Source organism: Streptomyces coeruleoprunus (genome assembly GCF_039542925.1).
Taxonomy (GTDB): domain Bacteria; phylum Actinomycetota; class Actinomycetes; order Streptomycetales; family Streptomycetaceae; genus Streptomyces; species Streptomyces coeruleoprunus.
This window is the reverse complement of sequence record NZ_BAABIT010000001.1, coordinates 686,454-705,549: the sequence shown is the minus strand read 5'-3', so window position 1 is coordinate 705,549 and position 19,096 is coordinate 686,454. Positions and strand designations below refer to the sequence as shown.

The 19,096-nt window shown below is 73.2% G+C and carries 12 protein-coding genes, 1 tRNA gene and 2 pseudogenes; 8 read left to right on the top strand and 7 right to left on the bottom strand.

Annotated features, from left to right (window positions below):
* The first annotated feature begins 22 nt into the window (after window positions 1-22).
* On the top strand, window positions 23-898 hold the full coding sequence (gene pheA, locus ABEB09_RS03330) for a prephenate dehydratase (RefSeq protein ID WP_345686916.1): 876 nt from the start codon (window positions 23-25) through the stop codon (window positions 896-898).
* A 222-nt stretch (window positions 899-1,120) separates the two neighbouring features.
* Here the strand turns inward: pheA and ABEB09_RS03325 are convergent, their stop codons facing one another.
* The gene (locus tag ABEB09_RS03325; protein ID WP_345686914.1) at window positions 1,121-3,340 is read right to left on the bottom strand and encodes an NADP-dependent isocitrate dehydrogenase; all 2,220 of its coding nucleotides are present in this window, start codon (window positions 3,338-3,340) and stop codon (window positions 1,121-1,123) included.
* Between the two features lie 424 nt (window positions 3,341-3,764).
* On the opposite strand from ABEB09_RS03325, the gene ABEB09_RS03320 reads away from it, so the two are divergent.
* Window positions 3,765-5,138 carry a carbohydrate-binding protein gene (locus ABEB09_RS03320; protein WP_345686912.1) on the top strand — a complete coding sequence of 458 codons (1,374 nt, stop codon included), beginning with the start codon at window positions 3,765-3,767 and terminating at the stop codon, window positions 5,136-5,138.
* An 81-nt stretch (window positions 5,139-5,219) separates the two neighbouring features.
* On the opposite strand, the gene solA is transcribed toward ABEB09_RS03320, so the two are convergent.
* Window positions 5,220-6,419, bottom strand: a complete 1,200-nt coding sequence (gene solA, locus ABEB09_RS03315; RefSeq protein WP_345686910.1) for an N-methyl-L-tryptophan oxidase — start codon at window positions 6,417-6,419, stop codon at window positions 5,220-5,222.
* Between the two features lie 128 nt (window positions 6,420-6,547).
* On the opposite strand from solA, the gene ABEB09_RS03310 reads away from it, so the two are divergent.
* Together ABEB09_RS03310 and ABEB09_RS03305 are read left to right on the top strand one after the other, a co-directional pair.
* Entirely contained in the window at window positions 6,548-6,934 is a 387-nt protein-coding gene (locus ABEB09_RS03310; RefSeq protein WP_345686908.1) for a DUF488 domain-containing protein, read from the top strand.
* 73 nt (window positions 6,935-7,007) lie between these two features.
* Complete coding sequence (locus ABEB09_RS03305; RefSeq protein WP_345686906.1) at window positions 7,008-7,553, top strand: hypothetical protein; 546 nt, start codon at window positions 7,008-7,010, stop codon at window positions 7,551-7,553.
* A 766-nt stretch (window positions 7,554-8,319) separates the two neighbouring features.
* On the opposite strand, the pseudogene ABEB09_RS03300 reads toward ABEB09_RS03305, so the two are convergent.
* Window positions 8,320-8,665 (bottom strand): annotated as a pseudogene (locus ABEB09_RS03300) (DUF309 domain-containing protein); the annotation flags it as partial.
* A gap of 148 nt (window positions 8,666-8,813) precedes the next feature.
* Between ABEB09_RS03300 and ABEB09_RS03295 the strand changes: the two are divergent.
* From ABEB09_RS03295 to ABEB09_RS03280, 4 genes and pseudogenes are all read left to right on the top strand, one after another.
* Window positions 8,814-11,476: pseudogene (locus ABEB09_RS03295) on the top strand (ATP-binding protein).
* A gap of 51 nt (window positions 11,477-11,527) precedes the next feature.
* A tRNA-Pro gene (locus ABEB09_RS03290) sits at window positions 11,528-11,601 on the top strand.
* Between the two features lie 566 nt (window positions 11,602-12,167).
* Window positions 12,168-12,674: a carboxymuconolactone decarboxylase family protein gene (locus ABEB09_RS03285; RefSeq protein ID WP_345686904.1), complete on the top strand. Its 507-nt coding sequence runs from the start codon at window positions 12,168-12,170 to the stop codon at window positions 12,672-12,674.
* A gap of 246 nt (window positions 12,675-12,920) precedes the next feature.
* Window positions 12,921-14,429: a DUF4246 domain-containing protein gene (locus ABEB09_RS03280; RefSeq protein WP_345686902.1), complete on the top strand. Its 1,509-nt coding sequence runs from the start codon at window positions 12,921-12,923 to the stop codon at window positions 14,427-14,429.
* A gap of 161 nt (window positions 14,430-14,590) precedes the next feature.
* Here the strand turns inward: ABEB09_RS03280 and ABEB09_RS03275 are convergent, their stop codons facing one another.
* The 4 genes from ABEB09_RS03275 to ABEB09_RS03260 form a co-directional block, all read right to left on the bottom strand.
* Window positions 14,591-15,274, bottom strand: coding sequence for a pyridoxamine 5'-phosphate oxidase family protein (locus ABEB09_RS03275; protein ID WP_345686900.1), 684 nt, complete (start codon window positions 15,272-15,274; stop codon window positions 14,591-14,593).
* 35 nt (window positions 15,275-15,309) lie between these two features.
* Complete coding sequence (locus ABEB09_RS03270) at window positions 15,310-16,566, bottom strand: globin domain-containing protein (protein WP_345686898.1); 1,257 nt, start codon at window positions 16,564-16,566, stop codon at window positions 15,310-15,312.
* Between the two features lie 283 nt (window positions 16,567-16,849).
* Window positions 16,850-17,065, bottom strand: coding sequence for a DUF2180 family protein (locus tag ABEB09_RS03265; RefSeq protein ID WP_345686896.1), 216 nt, complete (start codon window positions 17,063-17,065; stop codon window positions 16,850-16,852).
* Window positions 17,066-17,282: 217 nt separating this feature from the next.
* The gene (locus ABEB09_RS03260; protein ID WP_345686894.1) at window positions 17,283-18,950 is read right to left on the bottom strand and encodes a cellulase family glycosylhydrolase; all 1,668 of its coding nucleotides are present in this window, start codon (window positions 18,948-18,950) and stop codon (window positions 17,283-17,285) included.
* Between the last annotated feature and the right edge of the window lie 146 nt (window positions 18,951-19,096).

Genomic DNA, 19,096 nt, shown 5'->3' with positions numbered 1-19,096 from the left:
CACTCTCGACTTGGAGCCTCTGATGCAGGTTGCCTATCTGGGCCCGGCCGGATCGTTCACGGAACTCGCCGCGCGCAAGCTCGTGGCGCCGGACGAGGACCTCACCCCGCGGGCCTCCGTACCGCTGGCGCTGCGGCACGTCCGCTCGGGCGCGGTCGGCGCCGCCGTCGTACCGCTGGAGAACTCCGTGGAGGGCGTCGTGCCCACCACCGTCGACGGCCTCGTCCGCGGCGGCCCCCTGCGGATCACCGGCGAGGCGCTGCTCCGCGTGACCTTCGCCCTCGCGTCCGCACCCGGCGTCGCGAGGCCCTCGATCCGCCGGGTCCTCACCCATCCGCACGCGCACAGCCAGTGCCGCGACTGGCTCGCCCGCGAGCTGCCCGAAGCCGAGTTCGTCCCCGCGGGCTCCACCTCCGAGGCGGCCGCGACCGTGGCCCGGGAGGCCGATCCGGAGACGGCGGCCGTGTGCGCCCCCGCGACCGCCGCGCGCTACGGTCTCGACGTCCTGGCCACGGACATCGGCGCGCGCAGGAACGCGGTCACCCGCTTCGTCCGCGTCGCCGGGCCCGACGCCGTCACGCCGGCGCCCAGCGACCGCGACCGGACGTCCATCGTGCTGCCGCTCCTGGACCAAGTGGGCGCGCTGCACCGCGTCCTGGGGGCGTTCGCCCGCCACGGGGCGAACCTCACGGCGATCAACTCCCGCCCCACGGGCGACGCCCTCGGCCGCTACTGCTTCTTCCTGGAGTGCGACGGGCACATCGCCGATACGGCGGTGGCGAGGGCGTTCGAGGAGCTGCGCCGCCACGCGCCCCAGGCGCTGCTCCTCGGCAGCTACCCCCAGGCCCCGAGCCCCGTCCCGTCCTCCACTCCCGTCCCCGCCCTCGCCCACGGCTGAGGCCCCGGGAACGCGACCGCCCCGCCCGGCGCATGCCGAGCGGGGCGGAAGGACGTGAGCGTCAGCCCGCCGAAGCGGGTTCTTGCCAGGGCCGGCGACGCCGCCGAAGCGGGCGCCCGGGGCGAGCCGGGGCCGGCGACCCCGCCGAAGCGGGCGCCCGTCCGGGCCGGTGCCGGCGGCCGCCCCGCCGAGGCGGGTTCCGCCGCCGGCGCGGGCGTCCGGTCAGGCCAGGGCGGCGATCGCCTGGTTGAGGGTCTGCGACGGGCGCATGACCGCCGCGGCCTTCTCCGGGTCGGGCTGGTAGTAGCCGCCGATGTCGGCCGGCTCGCCCTGCACCGCGATCAGCTCGTCGACGATCGTCCGCTCCTGCTCCGTCAGCGTCTTCGCCAGGTCGGCGAACGCCTCCGCGAGCTGCGCGTCGTCCGTCTGCTTCGCCAGCTCCTGCGCCCAGTACAGCGCCAGGTAGAAGTGGCTGCCGCGGTTGTCGATGCCGCCCAGACGACGGGTCGGGGACTTGTCCTCGTTGAGGAACGTCGCCGTGGCGCGGTCCAGCGTGTCCGCCAGGACCTGCGCGCGGGCGTTGCCCGTGCTCTGCGCCAGGTGCTCGAAGCTGGCCGCCAGCGCGAAGAACTCACCGAGGCTGTCCCAGCGCAGGTAGTTCTCCTTGACCAGCTGCTGGACGTGCTTCGGCGCCGAGCCGCCGGCGCCCGTCTCGAACAGGCCGCCGCCCGCCATGAGCGGGACGACCGACAGCATCTTGGCGCTGGTGCCCAGCTCCAGGATCGGGAACAGGTCGGTCAGGTAGTCACGCAGCACGTTGCCGGTCACCGAGATGGTGTTCTCGCCGCGGCGGATGCGCTCCACCGACAGCTTGGTGGCCTCGACCGGCGCCAGGATCCGGATGTCCAGGCCCTCGGTGTCGTGCTCCGGCAGGTACGCCTGGACCTTCTCGATCAGCTTCGCGTCGTGGGCGCGGGTCCCGTCCAGCCAGAACACGGCCGGGTCGCCGGTGGCGCGGGCGCGGGTGACGGCCAGCTTGACCCAGTCCCGGATCGGCGCGTCCTTGGTCTGGCAGGCGCGGAAGATGTCGCCGGGGGCGACGGCCTGCTCCAGGACGACGTTGCCGGCCTGGTCGACCAGGCGCACGGTGCCCGCGGCCGGGATCTCGAAGGTCTTGTCGTGGGAGCCGTACTCCTCGGCCTTCTGCGCCATCAGGCCGACGTTCGGGACGGAGCCCATGGTCGACGGGTCGAAGGCGCCGTTCGCGCGGCAGTCGTCGATGACGGCCTGGTAGACACCCGAGTAGCTGCTGTCCGGGAGGACGGCGAGGGTGTCGGCCTCCTGGCCGTCGGGGCCCCACATGTGACCGGAGGTGCGGATCATCGCCGGCATCGAGGCGTCGACGATCACGTCGCTCGGCACGTGCAGGTTGGTGATGCCGCGGTCGGAGTCGACCATGGCGAGGGCCGGGCCCTCGGTCAGCTCGGCGTCGAAGGAAGCCTTGATCTCGTCGCCCTGCGGCAGCGCCTCCAGGCCCTTGAGGAGGGCGCCCAGGCCGTCGTTCGGGCTGAGGCCGGCACCCGCGAGCACGTCGCCGTACGCGGCGAAGGTCTTCGGGAAGAAGGCGCGGACGACGTGGCCGAAGACGATCGGGTCGGAGACCTTCATCATCGTGGCCTTGAGGTGCACGGAGAACAGCACGCCCTCGGCCTTGGCGCGGGCGACCTGGGCGGCCAGGAACTCGCGCAGCGCGGCGGCGCGCATGACCGACGCGTCGACGACCTCACCCGCGAGGACCGGCACCGACTCGCGCAGCACGCTGGTGGTGCCGTCCTCGGCGACCAGCTCGATGCGCAGCGCGCCGTCCTCGGCGATCACCGTGGACTTCTCCGTCGACCGGAAGTCGTCGGCGCCCATGGTCGCCACGTTGGTCTTGGAGTCGGCCGTCCAGGCGCCCATGCGGTGCGGATGCGTCTTGGCGTAGTTCTTGACCGACGCGGGGGCGCGGCGGTCGGAGTTGCCCTCGCGCAGGACCGGGTTGACGGCGCTGCCCTTGATCTTGTCGTAGCGGGCGCGGATCTCGCGCTCCTCGTCCGACTTCGGGTCGTCCGGGTAGTCCGGCAGCGCGTAGCCCTGCTCCTGGAGCTCGGCGATGGCGGCCTTGAGCTGCGGGATCGACGCCGAGATGTTCGGCAGCTTGATGATGTTGGCGCCCGGCGTCTTGGCCAGCTCGCCCAGCTCGGCGAGGGCGTCGGCGATCCGCTGGCCCTCCTGCAGGCGCTCCGGGAAGGCGGCGATGATCCGGCCCGCCAGCGAGATGTCGCGGGTCTCGACGCTGACGCCGGCCTTCGAGGCGTACGCCTGGACCACGGGCAGGAACGAGTACGTCGCCAGGGCCGGGGCCTCGTCAGTGTGTGTGTAGATGATGGTCGAGTCAGTCACCGGGTGCTCCGCTCCACGTCTGTAACATTGCTCGACATCAAGATATCTCGTGATCGACCCCCACTCGACAGACCCCCTGCAACGACTTCCCGACGCCGCCCGACACGACCGCGGACGCCGTGGTACGAGCCGGAATGCCCCCGGCGCGCCCCTGGACGCCCGCGGCGCCACTCCGGAGCCCGCCGTAGGACGCCGCCCTGCGACTCCGGGCGCGGGGGATCCGGCCCCCGGCTCGGCGCCCCCGCCGTGCCGGCCCACACCCGCGAGGCCCGCGACCGCGCCGCCGAGCGCGGCCGCAGTTACGCCGCATGGCGGTCCGCCGCGTCTTCCATAACGTCGAACAGAAGGAAAAACGACATCTTCTGACCGGCTTTCGGCAAGGCCTACGGTTTCGGAACCCCACCGAGACCGAGGAGAACACCAGATGCTCCACAGACACGCCAAGGTCGCGTGTGCCGCCGCGACCGCCGTCGGCGCGCTTGTGCTGACCTCCCTGCCCGGCGTGGCCGGCGCCGTCGAGCCCGCACCGCCGACGATCCCCTCGGCGGCCGTGAGCATGGGCGCCGACAAACCGTCCCCGGACGTGCTCGCCGCCATGGGACGCGACCTCGGCCTCACCCGCGCCCAGGCCCAGCAGCGCCTCGTCAACGAGGCGGAGGCGGGCGCCACCGCCGGCCGCCTGCGCGCCGCGCTCGGCCGGGACTTCGCGGGCGCCTGGGTCAGCGGCACCGTCTCCGGCACCCTCACCGTCGCCACCGCCGACCCGGCCGACGCCGCCGCCATCCGGGCCGCCGGAGCCCGGCCCAAGGTCGTCCGCCACCGGCTCGGCGCGCTCGACGCGGCCAAGGCCCGGCTGGACCGCGCCGCGACCCGCGCGCGCACCACCGACGTGCCCGTCCGGTACGTCGACATGGCCACCAACGCCGTCACCGTCCAGGCCGTGCGGAAGGCCGCCGCCGACGCGCTGCTCACCGCGGCGGGCGTCGACCGGTCCCTCGTCCGTGTCGTCGCGTCGGCCGAGCGGCCCCGCCCGCTGTACGACATCCGCGGCGGCGACGCGTACTACCTCGGCAACGGCGGCCGCTGCTCCGTCGGCTTCGCCGTCACGAAGGGCACCCAGCAGGGCTTCGCCACCGCGGGCCACTGCGGCCGCGCGGGCACCCCGACCCGCGGCTTCAACCAGCTCGCCCAGGGCACCTTCCAGGCGTCCACCTTCCCCGGCCGCGACACGGCCTGGGTCCTCACCAACGCCAACTGGACCGCCACCCCCTACGTCAAGGGCCAGGCCGGACAGAACGTGCGGGTCACCGGCTCCGCCCAGGCCGTCGTGGGCGCCTCGATCTGCCGCTCGGGCTCCACCACCGGCTGGCACTGCGGCACCATCCAGCAGCACGACACCAGCGTCACCTACCCCGAGGGCACGGTCAGCGGCGTCACCCGCACCTCGGTGTGCGCCGAGCCGGGCGACTCGGGCGGCTCCTACATCTCCGGCAGCCAGGCCCAGGGCCTCACCTCGGGCGGCTCCGGCGACTGCACCAGCGGCGGCATCACGTACTACCAGCCGATCAACCCGTTGCTCGAGGCGTACGCGCTCACCCTGAAGACCGCCGTGAACACCGGCGAGCCGGGCGAGCCGGGTGAACCGGGCGAGCCGGGCGGCACCTGGGCCGCAGGCACCGTCTACACGGCCGGCGACCGGGTCACCTACGGCGGCGCCACCTACCGCTGCCTCCAGACGCACCAGGCGCAGCCCGGCTGGGAACCGCCGAACGTCCCCGCCCTCTGGCAGCGCCTCTGAGCCCCCCGGCGCGGCAGCCGGCCTCCTCGCGGCAGCTGCGGAAACGTCACAGCAGACGGTGCGGCGGCGAGTGAGCCGACCTCACGGCGCGGGGCCCGGGTCCCCACCACCGGCCCGGCCCCGCGCCTCTCCGCCCGGCAGTCGTGCCGGATCGAACAGCCCGATCGGGTGCCGGGTGCCGCCGGTCAGCGCGAGGTCGGCCAGAATCTCGCCCACTACGGGCGTGAACTTGAACCCGTGCCCGGAGAACCCGCACGCCACCGTCACCACGTCCGGGTGCAGCGGATGCCGGGCGACCACGAAGTGCTCGTCCGGGGTGTTCGTGTACATGCAGGTCGCGGCCCTGACGAAGCGGCCCGGCAGGCCCGCCGCACGGGCCGCCAGGCGGTCGGCGATCCTCGCCACCTCCCCGTCGTGCACCGTGCGGTCGATCGCCTCCGGGTCGCACACCCGGCCGCCCTCGCGGAAGAACGCCGCCTTCACGCCCCGCCCCGGCCCGTCCAACGCCGGGAACCCGTAGAACTGCACCCCGTCGTCCGCGTCCTCCCAGATCCAGACCGGATGCCGGTCCGGCAGGAAGGGCCCGACGCCCCCGTCCGGCTCGAACCAGTACGTGACCTGCCGCTCCACCGTGAACGGCACACCGAGATCCGACAGCAGCCCGGGCGCCCACGCCCCCGGGCACACCACCAGCTGTCCCGCCGTGTACGTGCCCCGCCCCGTGCGCACCCGCACCCCGCCGCCGTACGGCTCCCAGCCCAGCACCGGCTCCTCGAAGCGCAGCCGGGCCCCCGCCCGCGCCGCGATCCGCAGGTGCCCCGCGACCGTGTGCTCCGGCCGCAGCACCCCGGCCCGCGCCTCGTACAGGGCGACCTCGGCGTCCCGCGGCGCGAACACCGGGAACCGGGCCCTGATCGCCCGCGCGTCCAGCAGCTCGTACGGCAGGTCCCAGCGGCGCGCCGAGCGCAGCGCCCCGGCGACGGTACGCGACTCGGGGCGACCCAGCATGAGCCCGCCGCACAGCCTGACGACGTCCAGGCCGGTGTCCCGCTCCAGCCGCTCGTACAGCTCGTACGCGCGCAGCAGCAGCGGCACGTACGCCGGGTCCTCGAAGTACGACTGCCGGGTCATGCGCGAGCCGCCGTGGCTGGAGCCCCGGTCGTGGACCGGCCCGAACCGGTCCAGGCCCAGCACGCGGGCGCCCCGCTCCGCCAGATGGGCGGCGGCCGCACTGCCCATGCCGCCCAGCCCCACCACGATCACGTCACCAGCCGACGACACGTTCCTGCCTCTCCCTGCGACGGGGCCCGGACACGCACGGCACGACGCGACCATCGTGGGAACGGCGGTGACGCCCCGTCAAGACGACCCCGATTGCCGCACCCGGCCCACGGGCCCAGGCTGGAGGCATGACGCGTACCCCGCCCCGCTCGCGCCCGCGCCTGCGCCGTGTCTACGACCCGGCCGCCCCCGACGACGGCACGCGCGTCCTCGTCGACCGGCTCTGGCCCCGGGGCCTGACCAAGGAGGACGCGCACATCGACGAGTGGCCCAAGTCCGTCACCCCGTCCACCGAACTGCGCCGCTGGTTCCACGACCTGGACGACGCGGACGAGGAGGACGCGTTCGAGGAGTTCCGCCGCCGCTACGAGGCCGAACTGGCAGCCCCGGAGGCCACCCGGGCCCTCACCCAGCTCCGCGAACTGGCCGCCCGGGGCCCGCTGACCCTCCTGACGGCCTCCAAGACCCCGGAACGAAGCCACGCCTCCGTCCTGCGCGACCTCCTGACCGGATGACGGCCGCGGGCCGTGCGTACCATCGGGTCCTCACGGCTCGTTCCAGGAGCCGCAGGACCGGGGGACGACACGCATGACCGACATCAGCACGGCCGAGTGGTGGGAGCTGCTGCCGGCCGGCATCCGCGACCAGGTCGACGGGTACGTCCTGCAGGACTCGCGCTTCCGCGCCATCCGGATCGTCTTCGAAGCCGGCCGCGCCGCGGGGATCGGCCTCACCGACGCGCAGCTCGTCGTCCACGACCGCTACGTCCACCATGGCGACCGGATCGCCCGCACACCCGACAGCCCGCTCGACCTGGAGTCCCTGGCCGCGTTGGCCTCCGGCGCGCCCGGCCGCGTCGCCGCGATCGAGGCGGTCTGGGACGGCGACACGGTGCACGACTGGTTCGTGCAGCTGCTGGCCGTCACCGACGACCCCGCGGGTGAACTGCCGCTGGCCACCGTCTACTGGGGCACGGCCGTGCGGTACCTCGGTGACGAGGACCGCGGCGGACTCCACCCGTCGGCGGCCGCCGCCGCCAGGGCGGGCAGTGCCCTGGCCGCCCACCTCTCGGTGCCGTTCCACTTCGCGAGCCCGGACACGCCCGACGACGAGGCACCCCGCTGGCGGCCCTGAGCGCCGGACCGCCCCGCCTACCGCGACCCGGTCAGCCGCGGCGCCTCGCCCGCCGGGTCCACCGGGCCGACCGCGTCGTCGCCGCCGACGCGGGCCGCCAGCTCACGGGCCCACGACACCAGACCGGCGACGTCGATGCCATACGGACCGAACGACACAGCCCCGGAGCGCACCGCGCCGGGGTCCGCCGGACCCGAGCCGGCCACGCCGGGGTCCGCCGGGCCCGAGCCGGCCGCGCCGTGGTCTGCCGAGTCCGAGGCGGCCGCGCCGGGTCCGGCCGGATCGGGGCCCGCCCCGCCGGGGTCCGCCGAGCTCGAGGCGGCCGCGCCGTCTGCCGAGTCCGAGCCGGCCGCGCCGGGTCCGGCCGAATCGGGGCCCGCCGCGCCGGGGTCCGCCGAGCTCGAGGCGGCCGCGCCGTCTGCCGAGTCCGAGCCGGCCGCGCCGGGTCCGGCCGAATCGGGGCCCGCCGCGCCGGGGTCCGCCGAGCCCGGGCCAGCCGGGCCGGGATCCACCAGTGGCGAGCCCGCAGCGCCCGTTGCCGCCGACGCCGAGCCCGAGCCCGCCACACCGGCGCCCGCCGGACCCGAGCCCGCCACGCGAGGACCCGCCGGTCGCGAACCCGCGGCGCCCGTTGCCGCCGACGCCGGGCTCGGGCTCGGGCCCGGGCCCGAGCCCGAGCCCGAGGCCGAGCCTGAGCCCCGGCCCGAGGCCGAGCTCGCCATGCCGGGTTCAGCCGGGCCCGACACGACCGCGCCGCCGTGTGCGGCGACCCGGTCCGCGCCGCGCAGCAGCAGTCGCGCGCCGCCCACCCCGTTGCCGCGCGCGGCGTGCGTCAGGCCCACCGCGAGCTGCGCGAGGCCCCGCCACAACTCCCGCTCCGCGTCGGGGCCCGACTTCCAGGCGTCCTCCAGGACCTCGTGCGCGTGGAACGGTAGGCCCGCGTCCAGCAACCGCTGGGCCTCCCGCAGTGTCTCGTCCGGGGTCCGTACGACGCCCTCGGGCTGACGGTCCACGCCGGGCGCACCGTACGGCAACGGCCGTCCGAGCCCGTCACGGGGGCGGGCGCTGCGGGCCCGGCCCTCCGCGTCACGGTCCCTGCCTGTCCTGGTCACGCCCCCATTGTCACCCGTCCGGCGGGGACGGCTCGAAGTATGTCCCCCGTGCGAGGCACCCCGATACGCTCTCGCGCGTTCAGGAAGTACACGCAGGCCACCGCGTACGCGACGTGCGCGCGGCACAGACCTGAGGAGGGGAAGACCGATGCCGCCGTCCCGCGCGGAACACCAGCTCTCCGCACCGCTGTTGGAGCGGGAGCCGGAACTCGCCGCAGCCGGACGGGCCGTCGACGCGCTGTGCGCCGGACCGGACGGTTCGGGCGGCCTCCTCGTCTACCGGGGAGAGGCCGGCATAGGCAAGACCGCGCTGCTCGCCGAGATCGGCCGGCGCGCCCGCGACCGCTGCACCGTCCTGTCCGGCAGGGGCGGCGAAACGCTCACGTCCGTGCCCTTCCACGTCGTCCGGCAGCTGGTGCTGCCGGCGCTCGCCCAGCTCCACGAGGACGAGATCCGGGCACTGTTCGGAGCCGGGTACGACATCACCGCCCCGGCCCTGGGCCTCGCCGCGCCCAGCGGCCCGCTCGCCGACCCCCAGGGCGTACGGGACGGCCTCGACCGGGTCGTCACGCGCCTCGCCGAACAGCGGCGGGGCAAGCCCCTCCTGGTCCTCGTCGACGACGCCCACTGGGCGGACGCCGAGTCGCTGACCTGGCTGGCCGCCTTCGCCGCCCGGCTGCGCCGGCTGCCCCTGCTCATCGTCCTCGCCCAGCGCGCCGACGTCCGCGCCCGGCCCACCGCGACCCTCCTGGAAAGCCTCGGCGACGCCGCCCGGCTCACGGTCACGCTCCGCGCCCTCACGCCCGAGGCCACCGCCGACCTGGCCCGCACCACGCTCGGCGAGCGCACGGACGCCCCGTTCTGCCGCGAGGTGTGGGCCGTCACCGGCGGCAACCCGTACGAGACGGTGGAGCTGCTCGCCACCGTCCGCGACCGGATGCTCGACCCCGTCGCCCGCTCGGCCGGCCTGCTGCGCGGCCTCGGCGCCTCCGCGCGCGGCACCGGACTGGTCGCCCGCCTGGAGCGCCTGGGCACCGGCGCCACCCGCTTCGCCTGGGCGGCCGCCGTCCTCGGCACCGACATCGACCAGGCACTCGCCGCGAGCCTCGCCGGCATGACCTCCGCCGAGGGCGAGGAGTGCACCAGGCGGCTGCGCGACGCCCGCGTCGTCACCGGCACCGACCCCCTGGAGTTCGTCCACCCCCTCATCGCCACGGCCATATACCGCTCCATCCCGCCCGCCATGCGCACCGCCCTGCACGGCCGCGCCGCCTGGGCCGTCACCCGCGCGGGCCTGGGCGCGGCGGCCGCGTCCCGCCACCTCCTGGAGGTCCACCCCGACGACGACGCCGAGGTCGTCGACCAGCTCCGCGAGGCCGCCCGCGAACACCTCGCCGTCGGTGCCCCCGACGCGGCCCGCCGCTGCCTCGAACGGGCCCTCCAGGAACCGCCGCCGCCCGACGCCTACGCCGAGGTCCTCCTCGAACTGGGCTGCGCCGCCCTCCTCACCTCGCCGTCGGCGACCGTGCGCCATCTGCGCTCCGCCCTCGACCTGCCCGGACTCTCCGCCGGCCTGCGCGTCGACGCGACCTGCCGCCTCGCCCAGGCCCTCGCCCACAGCAACGAGCTGCGCGAGGCCTCGCGCACCGTCGCCGCGGAGGCGGCGAGGACCCCCGCGGGCACGGCCCGCACCCGGCTGGAAGCCGCCCACTTCATGTACGAGTCGTTCCGCGCCACCGAGGACGACCCGGCCGGCCGCTCCCGCCGCCTCGCCGCACTCGCCGATCAGCTGCGCGGCACCGACAACGCCGAACGGGCCCTGCTCTCGCTGCGCGCCTTCGACGCCATGCTCCGCGGCGAGAACGCCGCGCTCGTCGTCGACCTGTGCGACCGCGCCCTCGTCGACGGCCGCCCCGCCCGCGGTGTGAGCTGGACCGACACCGAGTGGGGCTTCGAGACGCCCGCGATGATCGGCATCGCGTACGCCTTCAGCGACCGGCCCGACCGTGCCCGCGACCTCTTCGAGGAGGCGGTCCGCGCCTTCGAGATCTCCGGCTGGAGTGGCGCCCACCTGGCCTTCGCCCACACGCTGCTCGGCCTCGCCCACCGCCGCCTCGGCGACCTCGTACGGGCCGAGACGTTCCTCCGCGAAGGACTCCGCCTCGCCGACCGCGTCGGCAAGGGCCTGGCCGTCCAGTGGGACGCGGTGTGCCTGCTCATCGACACCCTCCTGGCCCGCGGCCGGGTCGAGGAAGCCCGCGAGACCGCCGACCGGTACGCCTTCGGCCCGCCCTGGCCCAGCGCCATGGTCCTGCCCGACGGGCCCTCCATCCTGGGACGGCTCCTCCTCGCCGAAGGCCGCACCGGCGAGGCCGTCGCCACGCTGGAGGCCGCCGGCCGCGCCATGGAGGACCGCGGCCGCCACAACGGCATCTGGGCCCCCTGGGCCTGCGACCTCGCCCGCGCCCTGGCCCCCGACGACCCCGACCGCGCCGCCCGGGTCGCCGGCCTGGCCCGCACCCACGCGGAACGCTTCGGCACCGACACCGCCATCGGCGAAGCCCTCCGCTGCGCCGCCCTGTTCGCCCACCCCGACGAGGCCGTCCCGCTCCTGGCCCGTGCGTCCGCCACCTGGAGGCCTCCCCGTCCGCGTACGAACACGCCCTGGGCCGCTACGACTACGGCCGAGCCCTCCACTCCCCGACGGAACTGGCCCGCGCCGCCGACCTCGCCACCACCTGCGGCGCCGACACCCTCGCCACCCACGCCCGCCACGCCCTCACCCCCGCGTCGGACCTGCTCCAGGAGTGAGGTAATCTTTCTCCTGTCGCGCTCACCCCGGCCAAAACCCGGGGAGCGCGCCGGGACGTGGCGCAGCTTGGTAGCGCACTTGACTGGGGGTCAAGGGGTCGCAGGTTCAAATCCTGTCGTCCCGACACGCGGAAACGCAGGTCGGAGGCCGTTCTCTCATCCATGAGAGGGCGGCCTTTTGTGCGTCCCGAGCCATGGTGATCGCAGTGTGCCCGACGGGGAGCAGCCTGCATTCGTCTGCTCCGGGTAGCGGATGCGGCCATCCGCGTCGGCTGCCCGGGACCCACACCGGACCGTCCACCACGGGTGGGCGTCGACCTGTGCCACGGTGGGCCGGGGCAGGTTCTTCCAGCGGTTCGTGATCGACTCTGCCAGGGCGGCGGGCGGCGGGCGGGGGCCGGCCGGCTTTTCGGCCCGGTCCGGCGAACCGCAGCGGGAGGGCGTACGGCCTCCGCTGAGCAGGTCGGTGCCGGGCGAGAGCCGGGGGAGAACGGCCAGGCGGTGCCGGCTGTGACCGGCCTCGCGGACCCCGCCCTCACATGGGGCCCAGAGGAGGTACCGGGCCGGCCAGTGACACTGCTTGGAGTTGGGTGTCTGCCTGCCCGAGAACGACTGTCTTCCGTCTGTCACGTTTCTCTGTCGCGATCCGTCAGTGCAGTGACAGCAGCACGAAAGCCCGAAGGAGACAGTGATGGAAACACGTTCGATCACGGCTGAGGTACCGATGGTTCCGCGGATGTCCGAGGATCCCGCGGAGCTCGTTCCCGATCTGGCGGAGGTATCGGCGGCGCTGTTCAAGGTCACCGGCAACGGTTCGGTGCCGCGCTCCACGATCAGCTTGGTCCAGCTGCGCGCCGGACAGATCGTCGGCAGCACCTACCTGACCGTTCTGCACACGGGCTTCCTGCGCAAGGCCGGGCAGTCGGAGGAGCGGATCACGTCGGTGGCGTCCTGGCAGGACTCGCCGTACTTCACTGGTGCCGAGCGTGCCGCGCTGGCACTTGTGGAAGCGGTGCTTCAGCCGTCCGCAGGCGGCGAGAGGGTCTCCGACGAGCTGTATGCCCAGGCAGCCGAGCACTATGAGGCCAAGGCGCTCGCCACGCTGATGTTCGCGATCGGCCAGGTCAACTTCTTCATCCCCGTGGCGCTCATTGCCAAGCCCGTGCCCGGCCGGTCGTTCACCGACCCGTGGAAGTGAGGCCACCCGGGGAGGGGGGCGATGCTCGGGTCCCCGGGCGGACGCCAACGGGCCACCCCGCAGATGCGGCGGGCATGACCAGGAGTTGAGCTCACGGAGTGGCGGGGAAGCTGCGCACCCACAGCATGACTGAGCCGGGCCTTGCAGCGTCGGCGCACGACCGCCGGCGGACGGGGACCACGGCTGCGGTGTCAGTCTGCTGAGCTATCCTTCCCCGCCACCACACACCGACTGTAGGGACCACGAGTGACCGGCCTGTCTGCTTTCCCGCTGCCCTTTCACGCTTCGCGTTCCATATCGTTCGCGACACCCCGAACGCTGCGAGAACTTCAAATGATGCAGTGCAGCGCGCACATTCGGGCGAAGCCGGAGTGGTTCGACAAGATGAACGACGCCGGGATCGTCGCCAGGTGGACGCAGGAAGCGGTCGCCCAGGGCCTCACCGCAGCGCAGGTTCGTTACGTGCTTGCCGAACTCGTGCACTACGCCGCGCTGCGAGACGGACGAACCGGCATCGAGGTGTCCGCCGTCGACGGAGTGTGGCACTCGGACACACTGGTCGATGACAAGCTCCGATCCAGGCTGCGCGAGGCGGTTCGCGTTCTGGAACAGGTCCCCGAAGCAGAACAGGACTGGCATCCCGGATCCGACGGGCAGGTACTGGATCTGGTGCATCCCTCGCTGTTCTGCCTGGTGAGAGGGGTGAGCAACGCGCCCGAGCGGGCTTGGCGGAACCCGACGGACCGCTACTCGAAGTACGAGTTCTCGGAGAAGTTCCAGTGGCTGCCCACGGACGTCGACGTCAGTGACGACGGCGATGTCGCCTTCCGCTCGTACGTCAACAACGTCCACCCCGGGACTCATCACGAACTGGCCTCCGTCCTGCCGGACTTGTTCGCACGCATGCGCCCGCTGCTGGAGAACGTGCTCACCGATCTGCGCCATCCGCGGCCCCTGCGGATCGAGGCCGATCCTTACGGGTGGTACGACTCGGAACCGGAGTTTCCGGACAAGTCTTCCTACAGTGATGCTGAGGCCCACGCAGAAGCCGTCCGCGCATGGGAAGCGGCCCAGGACGACTGGTGGGACAACCGCTGCCCGGTCATCCCGGACGCCCCGGACTTCACCCCGCCCGAGTTGCCCGATGAATACGCCCGAGTCGACCTGCGCGGCCGCCGTCTTCAGGTCATCGTCAAGCTCGCCACCATTCATCTCACTCCCGACAAGCCCGAGTACCCCGGCGGTTCCTGGCATGTCGAGGGGATGTTGAACGAGCGGATCGTCTCGACCGCCATCTACTACTGGGACAGCGAGAACATCACCGAGAGTCGTCTGAGTTTCCGGGCGGCGCTCGACGACCCGGACTACGAACAGAACGACGACAACGGTCTGCGTGAGGTCTACGGCCTGGAGGACGAAGACGCGCTGAACCAGATGCTGGGATCGACATCGACGCCGGCGGGTCGCTGCCTGGCGTTCCCGAACATCCTGCAACACCGTGTCGACTCATTCCGCCTCATGGACCCCACCCGCCCGGGACACCGCAAAATTCTTGCGTTCTTCCTGGTCGACCCGTCGGAGAAGATTGTCTCGACATCCGATGTGCCACCGCAGCAACCGTGGTCCGACACCTCCACCATGACGCTTGAACAGGCCAGGGAATACCGCGAACAACTCATGCAGGAACGCAAGTTCTTCGTCGACGAACACAACGAGCAGCTCTACGAACGAGAATTCTCCCTCTGCGAGCACTGAACCTACCTGTCCGGCTCTCGGTCGCAGGTGTGACGACCTCCGCCCGCCACGCGCTCACCCCTGCAGACTCAGAGGTGAGCGCGTACCAGCTGTGCGGTGGTCCCGCTGTTCGCCTGGCCGGCGTCGGCATCGAGGTCACCGGAGACCCGCCGCGGGGCTGGTCAGCCGTTCGACCGAGAAGGAAGAAGTGCGCCGGCCCTCGCAGGGTCCTCCGACGTGTCGACGGCCGGGCCCTCGTCCGCGTGCGGCGTGGTGAGGCCGGTGAAGTAGTGGGCGTCCTTGGGGCGTGCGGCGTCGTGGCCGGTGGGGCGGGGAGCCGGTTCCAGGTGGGGTATGTACTTGGAGCAGTGGATGTAGGCCTCCTCCACGGTCAGGTGGACCCACATCTCGGGGCTGCGCCCGCCGGGCGCGGCGTCGGCGGGCAGGGTGGGGTGGAACGAGCGCAGGTCGGTGTCGCCGTAGAGCCGGGCCACGCCGTTGACGTGCAGGCCGACGTGGTGGTGGGTGAAGTCGACGAACAGCATGCCGAGGTGGGGGTTCTCCAGCATGTTGCCGGCGCTGGCGAGGACACCGTTCCCCCGGAATTCGGGGTAGGCGAGGGTGCGGTCGTCCAGTACGTGGACGAATCCCGGCGGCCCGGCGCGGAAGCTGGCGTCGCACTCGCCGCGGGAGTCGGCGGTCGCCAGGAAGACCATGGTCCGGCGCCCGATGAAGTCCCGCATCTCGGGTGTGAGGCAGGCGCGCACCTGCTGGTCGTAGAACCGGGCGGCGCGCTCGGCGGTGCCCAGCTGCTGCTGCAGCCGGTGCTCGCCCGCTGATCCGAAAGACTGCGGAGGCAAGGTCACGGGGCGTTCTCCTGGTGGACGACCGAGCGCGCGGCTCAGGGCATGGACAGGACGGGAGTGTCGAACGGGTCGTAGTGGATGCGTTCGGGGGAGGTGCCGTTGAGGGTGAGCGTCTCCCGGGCGGAGACGACCATCGCGGCCGGGCCGCTGAGGTAGACGTCGTGCTGGTACCACGGTCCGTACTCGCCCAGCACGTCCGGCAGGGAGCCCCGGATTCCGGGGGTGTACTCGTCGGAGACCGCCCCCCTGACGGTCAGCCAGTGGTGCCGCTGCGCCATGCGCAGCATGTCGTCGACCCCGTACAGCTCGGCGCCGGTGCGGGCGCCGAGGAACAGGTCCACCTGGTGGCGTCCGCCGCGACGCGCGACCTCCTCGACGAGCGCGCGGATCGGCGCGAGGCCGGTGCCGCCGGCCACACAGAGCAGGTCCTTGAAGACGGCGGCGTCCAGCACCATGTCCCCCATCGCGGGACCCAGCCGGAGCACGTCGCCCACCGCGCACCGGCGCACCAGCGCGTTGCTGACGGAGCCGCCGGGCACCGCGCGCACATGGAACGTGAGGGTGCCGTCCTCGCGAGGGGCGTTGGCCGGGGAGTAGGAGCGCCACTGCTTGGGGTACCAGGGCGTCTCGACGCTGACGTACTGTCCGGCGGCATACGGGTAGGGCATGTGGGGACGTACGGTGATCTCGGCGATGCCGTGTCCGCGCGGGACGCGGTGCACCACCGTGGCCGGCCACACGGCGGGCCGTACCGCCGCGTCCTGCTCGGCGGCACTGATCATGAGGTCGGCGACCGCGCCGTACGCCTTCGTCCACGCGGCGGCGATCTCCGCGGTCCACGCCGGGCCGGCGTAGCGGGCCAGGGAGGCGAGGAGGCACTCGCCCACGGCCGGGAAGTGCGCGGCGAGGGCGCCGAACTTGCGGTGATCGCGGCCGAGGTGTTCACAGAAGCGGACCAGGTTCTCGGGGTCGTCGACCAGGTCCACGATGCGCAGCAGCGCGCGCAGCAGGCGGCCGCGCTGGGGGTCCATGCCCGGCGGGAACATCGGGCGGACCTCGGGGTAACGGGCGAAGAGGATCGCGTAGAAGTAGACCGTCATGTCCGCGGCCAGCGGTGCGACCACCGAGGCGGAGGCGCGTATCAGGTCGATCTCGTGGGGCGACAGGGGCGCCTCGACGACCTCCGGCTCAACCGTGTGCCGCGGGGCCCGGGCGGGCGCCTGTTCCGCCGGGGAGGGGTGCGCGGATGAGCTGGTGTGCGAGCCGCTCGAGCGAGTGATCCGGAATCTCAACGGACCCGCGCTCCTCCCTCTGTTGTTCGCGCATCCGGCATGGGGCCGGGCCGCTGGGGGACGCTACGGAGAGCGGTGATCGGGGCGTCGAAGGTGGCGATCATGCGTCCTCATGGGGGGCGGAGGGCTGAAACGGATCAGGCGGCTCCGGACGCTACATGACCGTGCTGGTGACTCAGAAGTAACTACGGGGTTCGAGCGGCGCGGACCTGTTCGACTCGGGCGGGTATACCCGTTAAGCAGTGCTTCGCGACCGTGGCCGGTGCTCTCGGCGGGCCACCCGTCACGGGGAGACGCCCTGCGGGCGCTTGCTGTGCTCGGCCCGCTCGCACACCGGGCACGTGACCCGTCGCGCCGACGCCCGCTGCGCCGGCCCGGGGCCCACCGAGTCGGAGATCTCCTCCGCGTGCAGGCGCACGTGCTCGCGGCACACCGCCACGCCGCACTGCTGACAGATCGCCACGGCTGTCGTGGGCTCGTCGCACTCGTAGCAGTTCATCGTCGCCAGATCCCTTCGTGGCCCCTTTCCGCGGGCCGCTCGCCGGAGCCTTCCCGGGCTGATGCGGGTACCCGGCGGTGCGTGACACAGACTCGCACCTGCGACGACCAAGGGGGTGGGTAAGCCGCCGCACACGGGGTGGATGCGCACGGGGGCGGCTGCCGCACGCCTGCCGACCGGGCGGGCGACGAGCCGGCCCGGTCGGCGGGGGTGTCGGTCAGGCCGTGCAGCCGGTGCCGTCCAGGGCGAACGCGGTCGGGGCCGTGTTGGTGGCGCCCCTGTCGGCGAGGAAGCCGAGCGTGACGCCCGTGCCGCCGGCCGGGATGGTGGAGGTGTACGAGGCGGGGGCGACGCTCACCGCGCCGCCGCTCTGGGTGGCGGTCCCTCCCCACATGCTGGTGATCTTCTGACCGTCGGCGAAGGCGAACGCGAGCGTCCAGCCGCTGATGGCGGTGGTGCCGGTGTTGCGGAGGGTGATCTCGCCCTGGAAGCCGCCGGGCCATTCGTTGACGACGCGGTACGCGACGGAGCAGGACGCCCCGGGCGTGCCGCCCTGGTCCGTGGTGACGTCCACCGTGGCGGAGCGGGCCGAGCGGTTCCCCGCGGCGTCGCGGGCGTAGAGGGCGAAGGTGTACGGGGTGGAGGCGGCGAGGCCGGTCACGGTGGCCGTGGGGGTGGTGGAGGTGGCGACCCTGGTCTCGGTGCCGCCGCTGCCGACGCGCACGACGTCGTAGCCGGTCACGCCGACGTTGTCGGTGGCGGCGGTCCAGGTGAGGGTCACCGACGTGGCCGTGACGGCGGAGGCGGTCGGGGTGCCGGGGGCGGTGGGAGCCTGCGTGTCGGTGGGGCCGCCGCCGAAGACGGTGGCCTCGCGGGACGTCCGCCCGATGCCGTCGGCGCCGTGGAAGATGCGCTCGCCCCAGGAGCTGAGCCGGCCCGGATCGAAGCCGACCGCCAGGTCGAGGACCGGGTCGGTGTTGCCGCTCCAGGACCAGGCCAGGTACCCGAGCCGGAGCCGCTCGGCCTCGGCCATCATGGTGTCCTCGTCCGGGTCGCCCCACTGGTCGGCGGGGCCGCCGAACTCGCCGATGAGGAGCGGCAGTCCGGCGTCGACGAAGGCGTTCAGGTAGTCGGTGATCTCCTGGGCGGTGTCGAAGACGCTGTACATGTGGATCGAGAAGATCAGGTTGCCGGTGGAGTCGGCTTCGTGGACGGCCCGGGCGTTGGCCCGCATGACGCCCTGCCAGTCCTGGCCCCAGTTGGGTGCGTCCACCATGATCGTGTGCTGGAACCCGGCGGCGCGAAGCTTCTTGACGGCCGCGATCGTGGGCGCCGTCCAGCCGGCGGGATCGGTGTTGCCCCAGGGCTCGTTGCCGATGTTGACGATGACGTAGTCCTCTTCGCCCGCGAGGACGTCCCGCAGGCCGATCCAGTAGTCGGCCGCCTGGTCGAGGGTGGCGGCCGCGGCCTCCTCGCCGTAGCCGGTGGTGTCGTGCACCTCCAGGACGCAGATGAGCCGGTTGGCCTTGCAGTCGCGGACGACGCCGGCCACATCGGAGGGGCTGTTCGCGGCCCAGCGGTGGCCGTTGGAGAGGACGACGCGCACGGTGTTGGCGCCCAGCGCCTTGATGTGGGCCAGCGACTGGGTCTGCCCGGGATACCAGGTGTGGGCGTGGTTGACGCCGCGCATCACGAAGTCGTTGCCGTTGCCTTCCACCAGGCGGCCGTCGCTGATGTGCAGGCCGGTGGCGAGGGCGCGGGACGGCTGGGCATGGGCGGCGGCCGGGGGAAGGGTGCAGAGGACGGCGAGCCCGAGGAAGGCGGCCAGCCCGGCCAGGAGGTTACGCAGGGGGGCGGGTCGCCTCGTGCTCCTTGTGGTTCTCACTGCGGCTCCAGGGGTGAACGTGAGGGACGTGAAGGCATGGGGTGATCCGTGGGAGCGCTCCCACGCAGCCCATCAACCCATCCCGTCACGTACACGTCAAGACAGCCTGCGGGTGCTGTCCCCGCGGGGGCGTGCAGCCGCCGCTC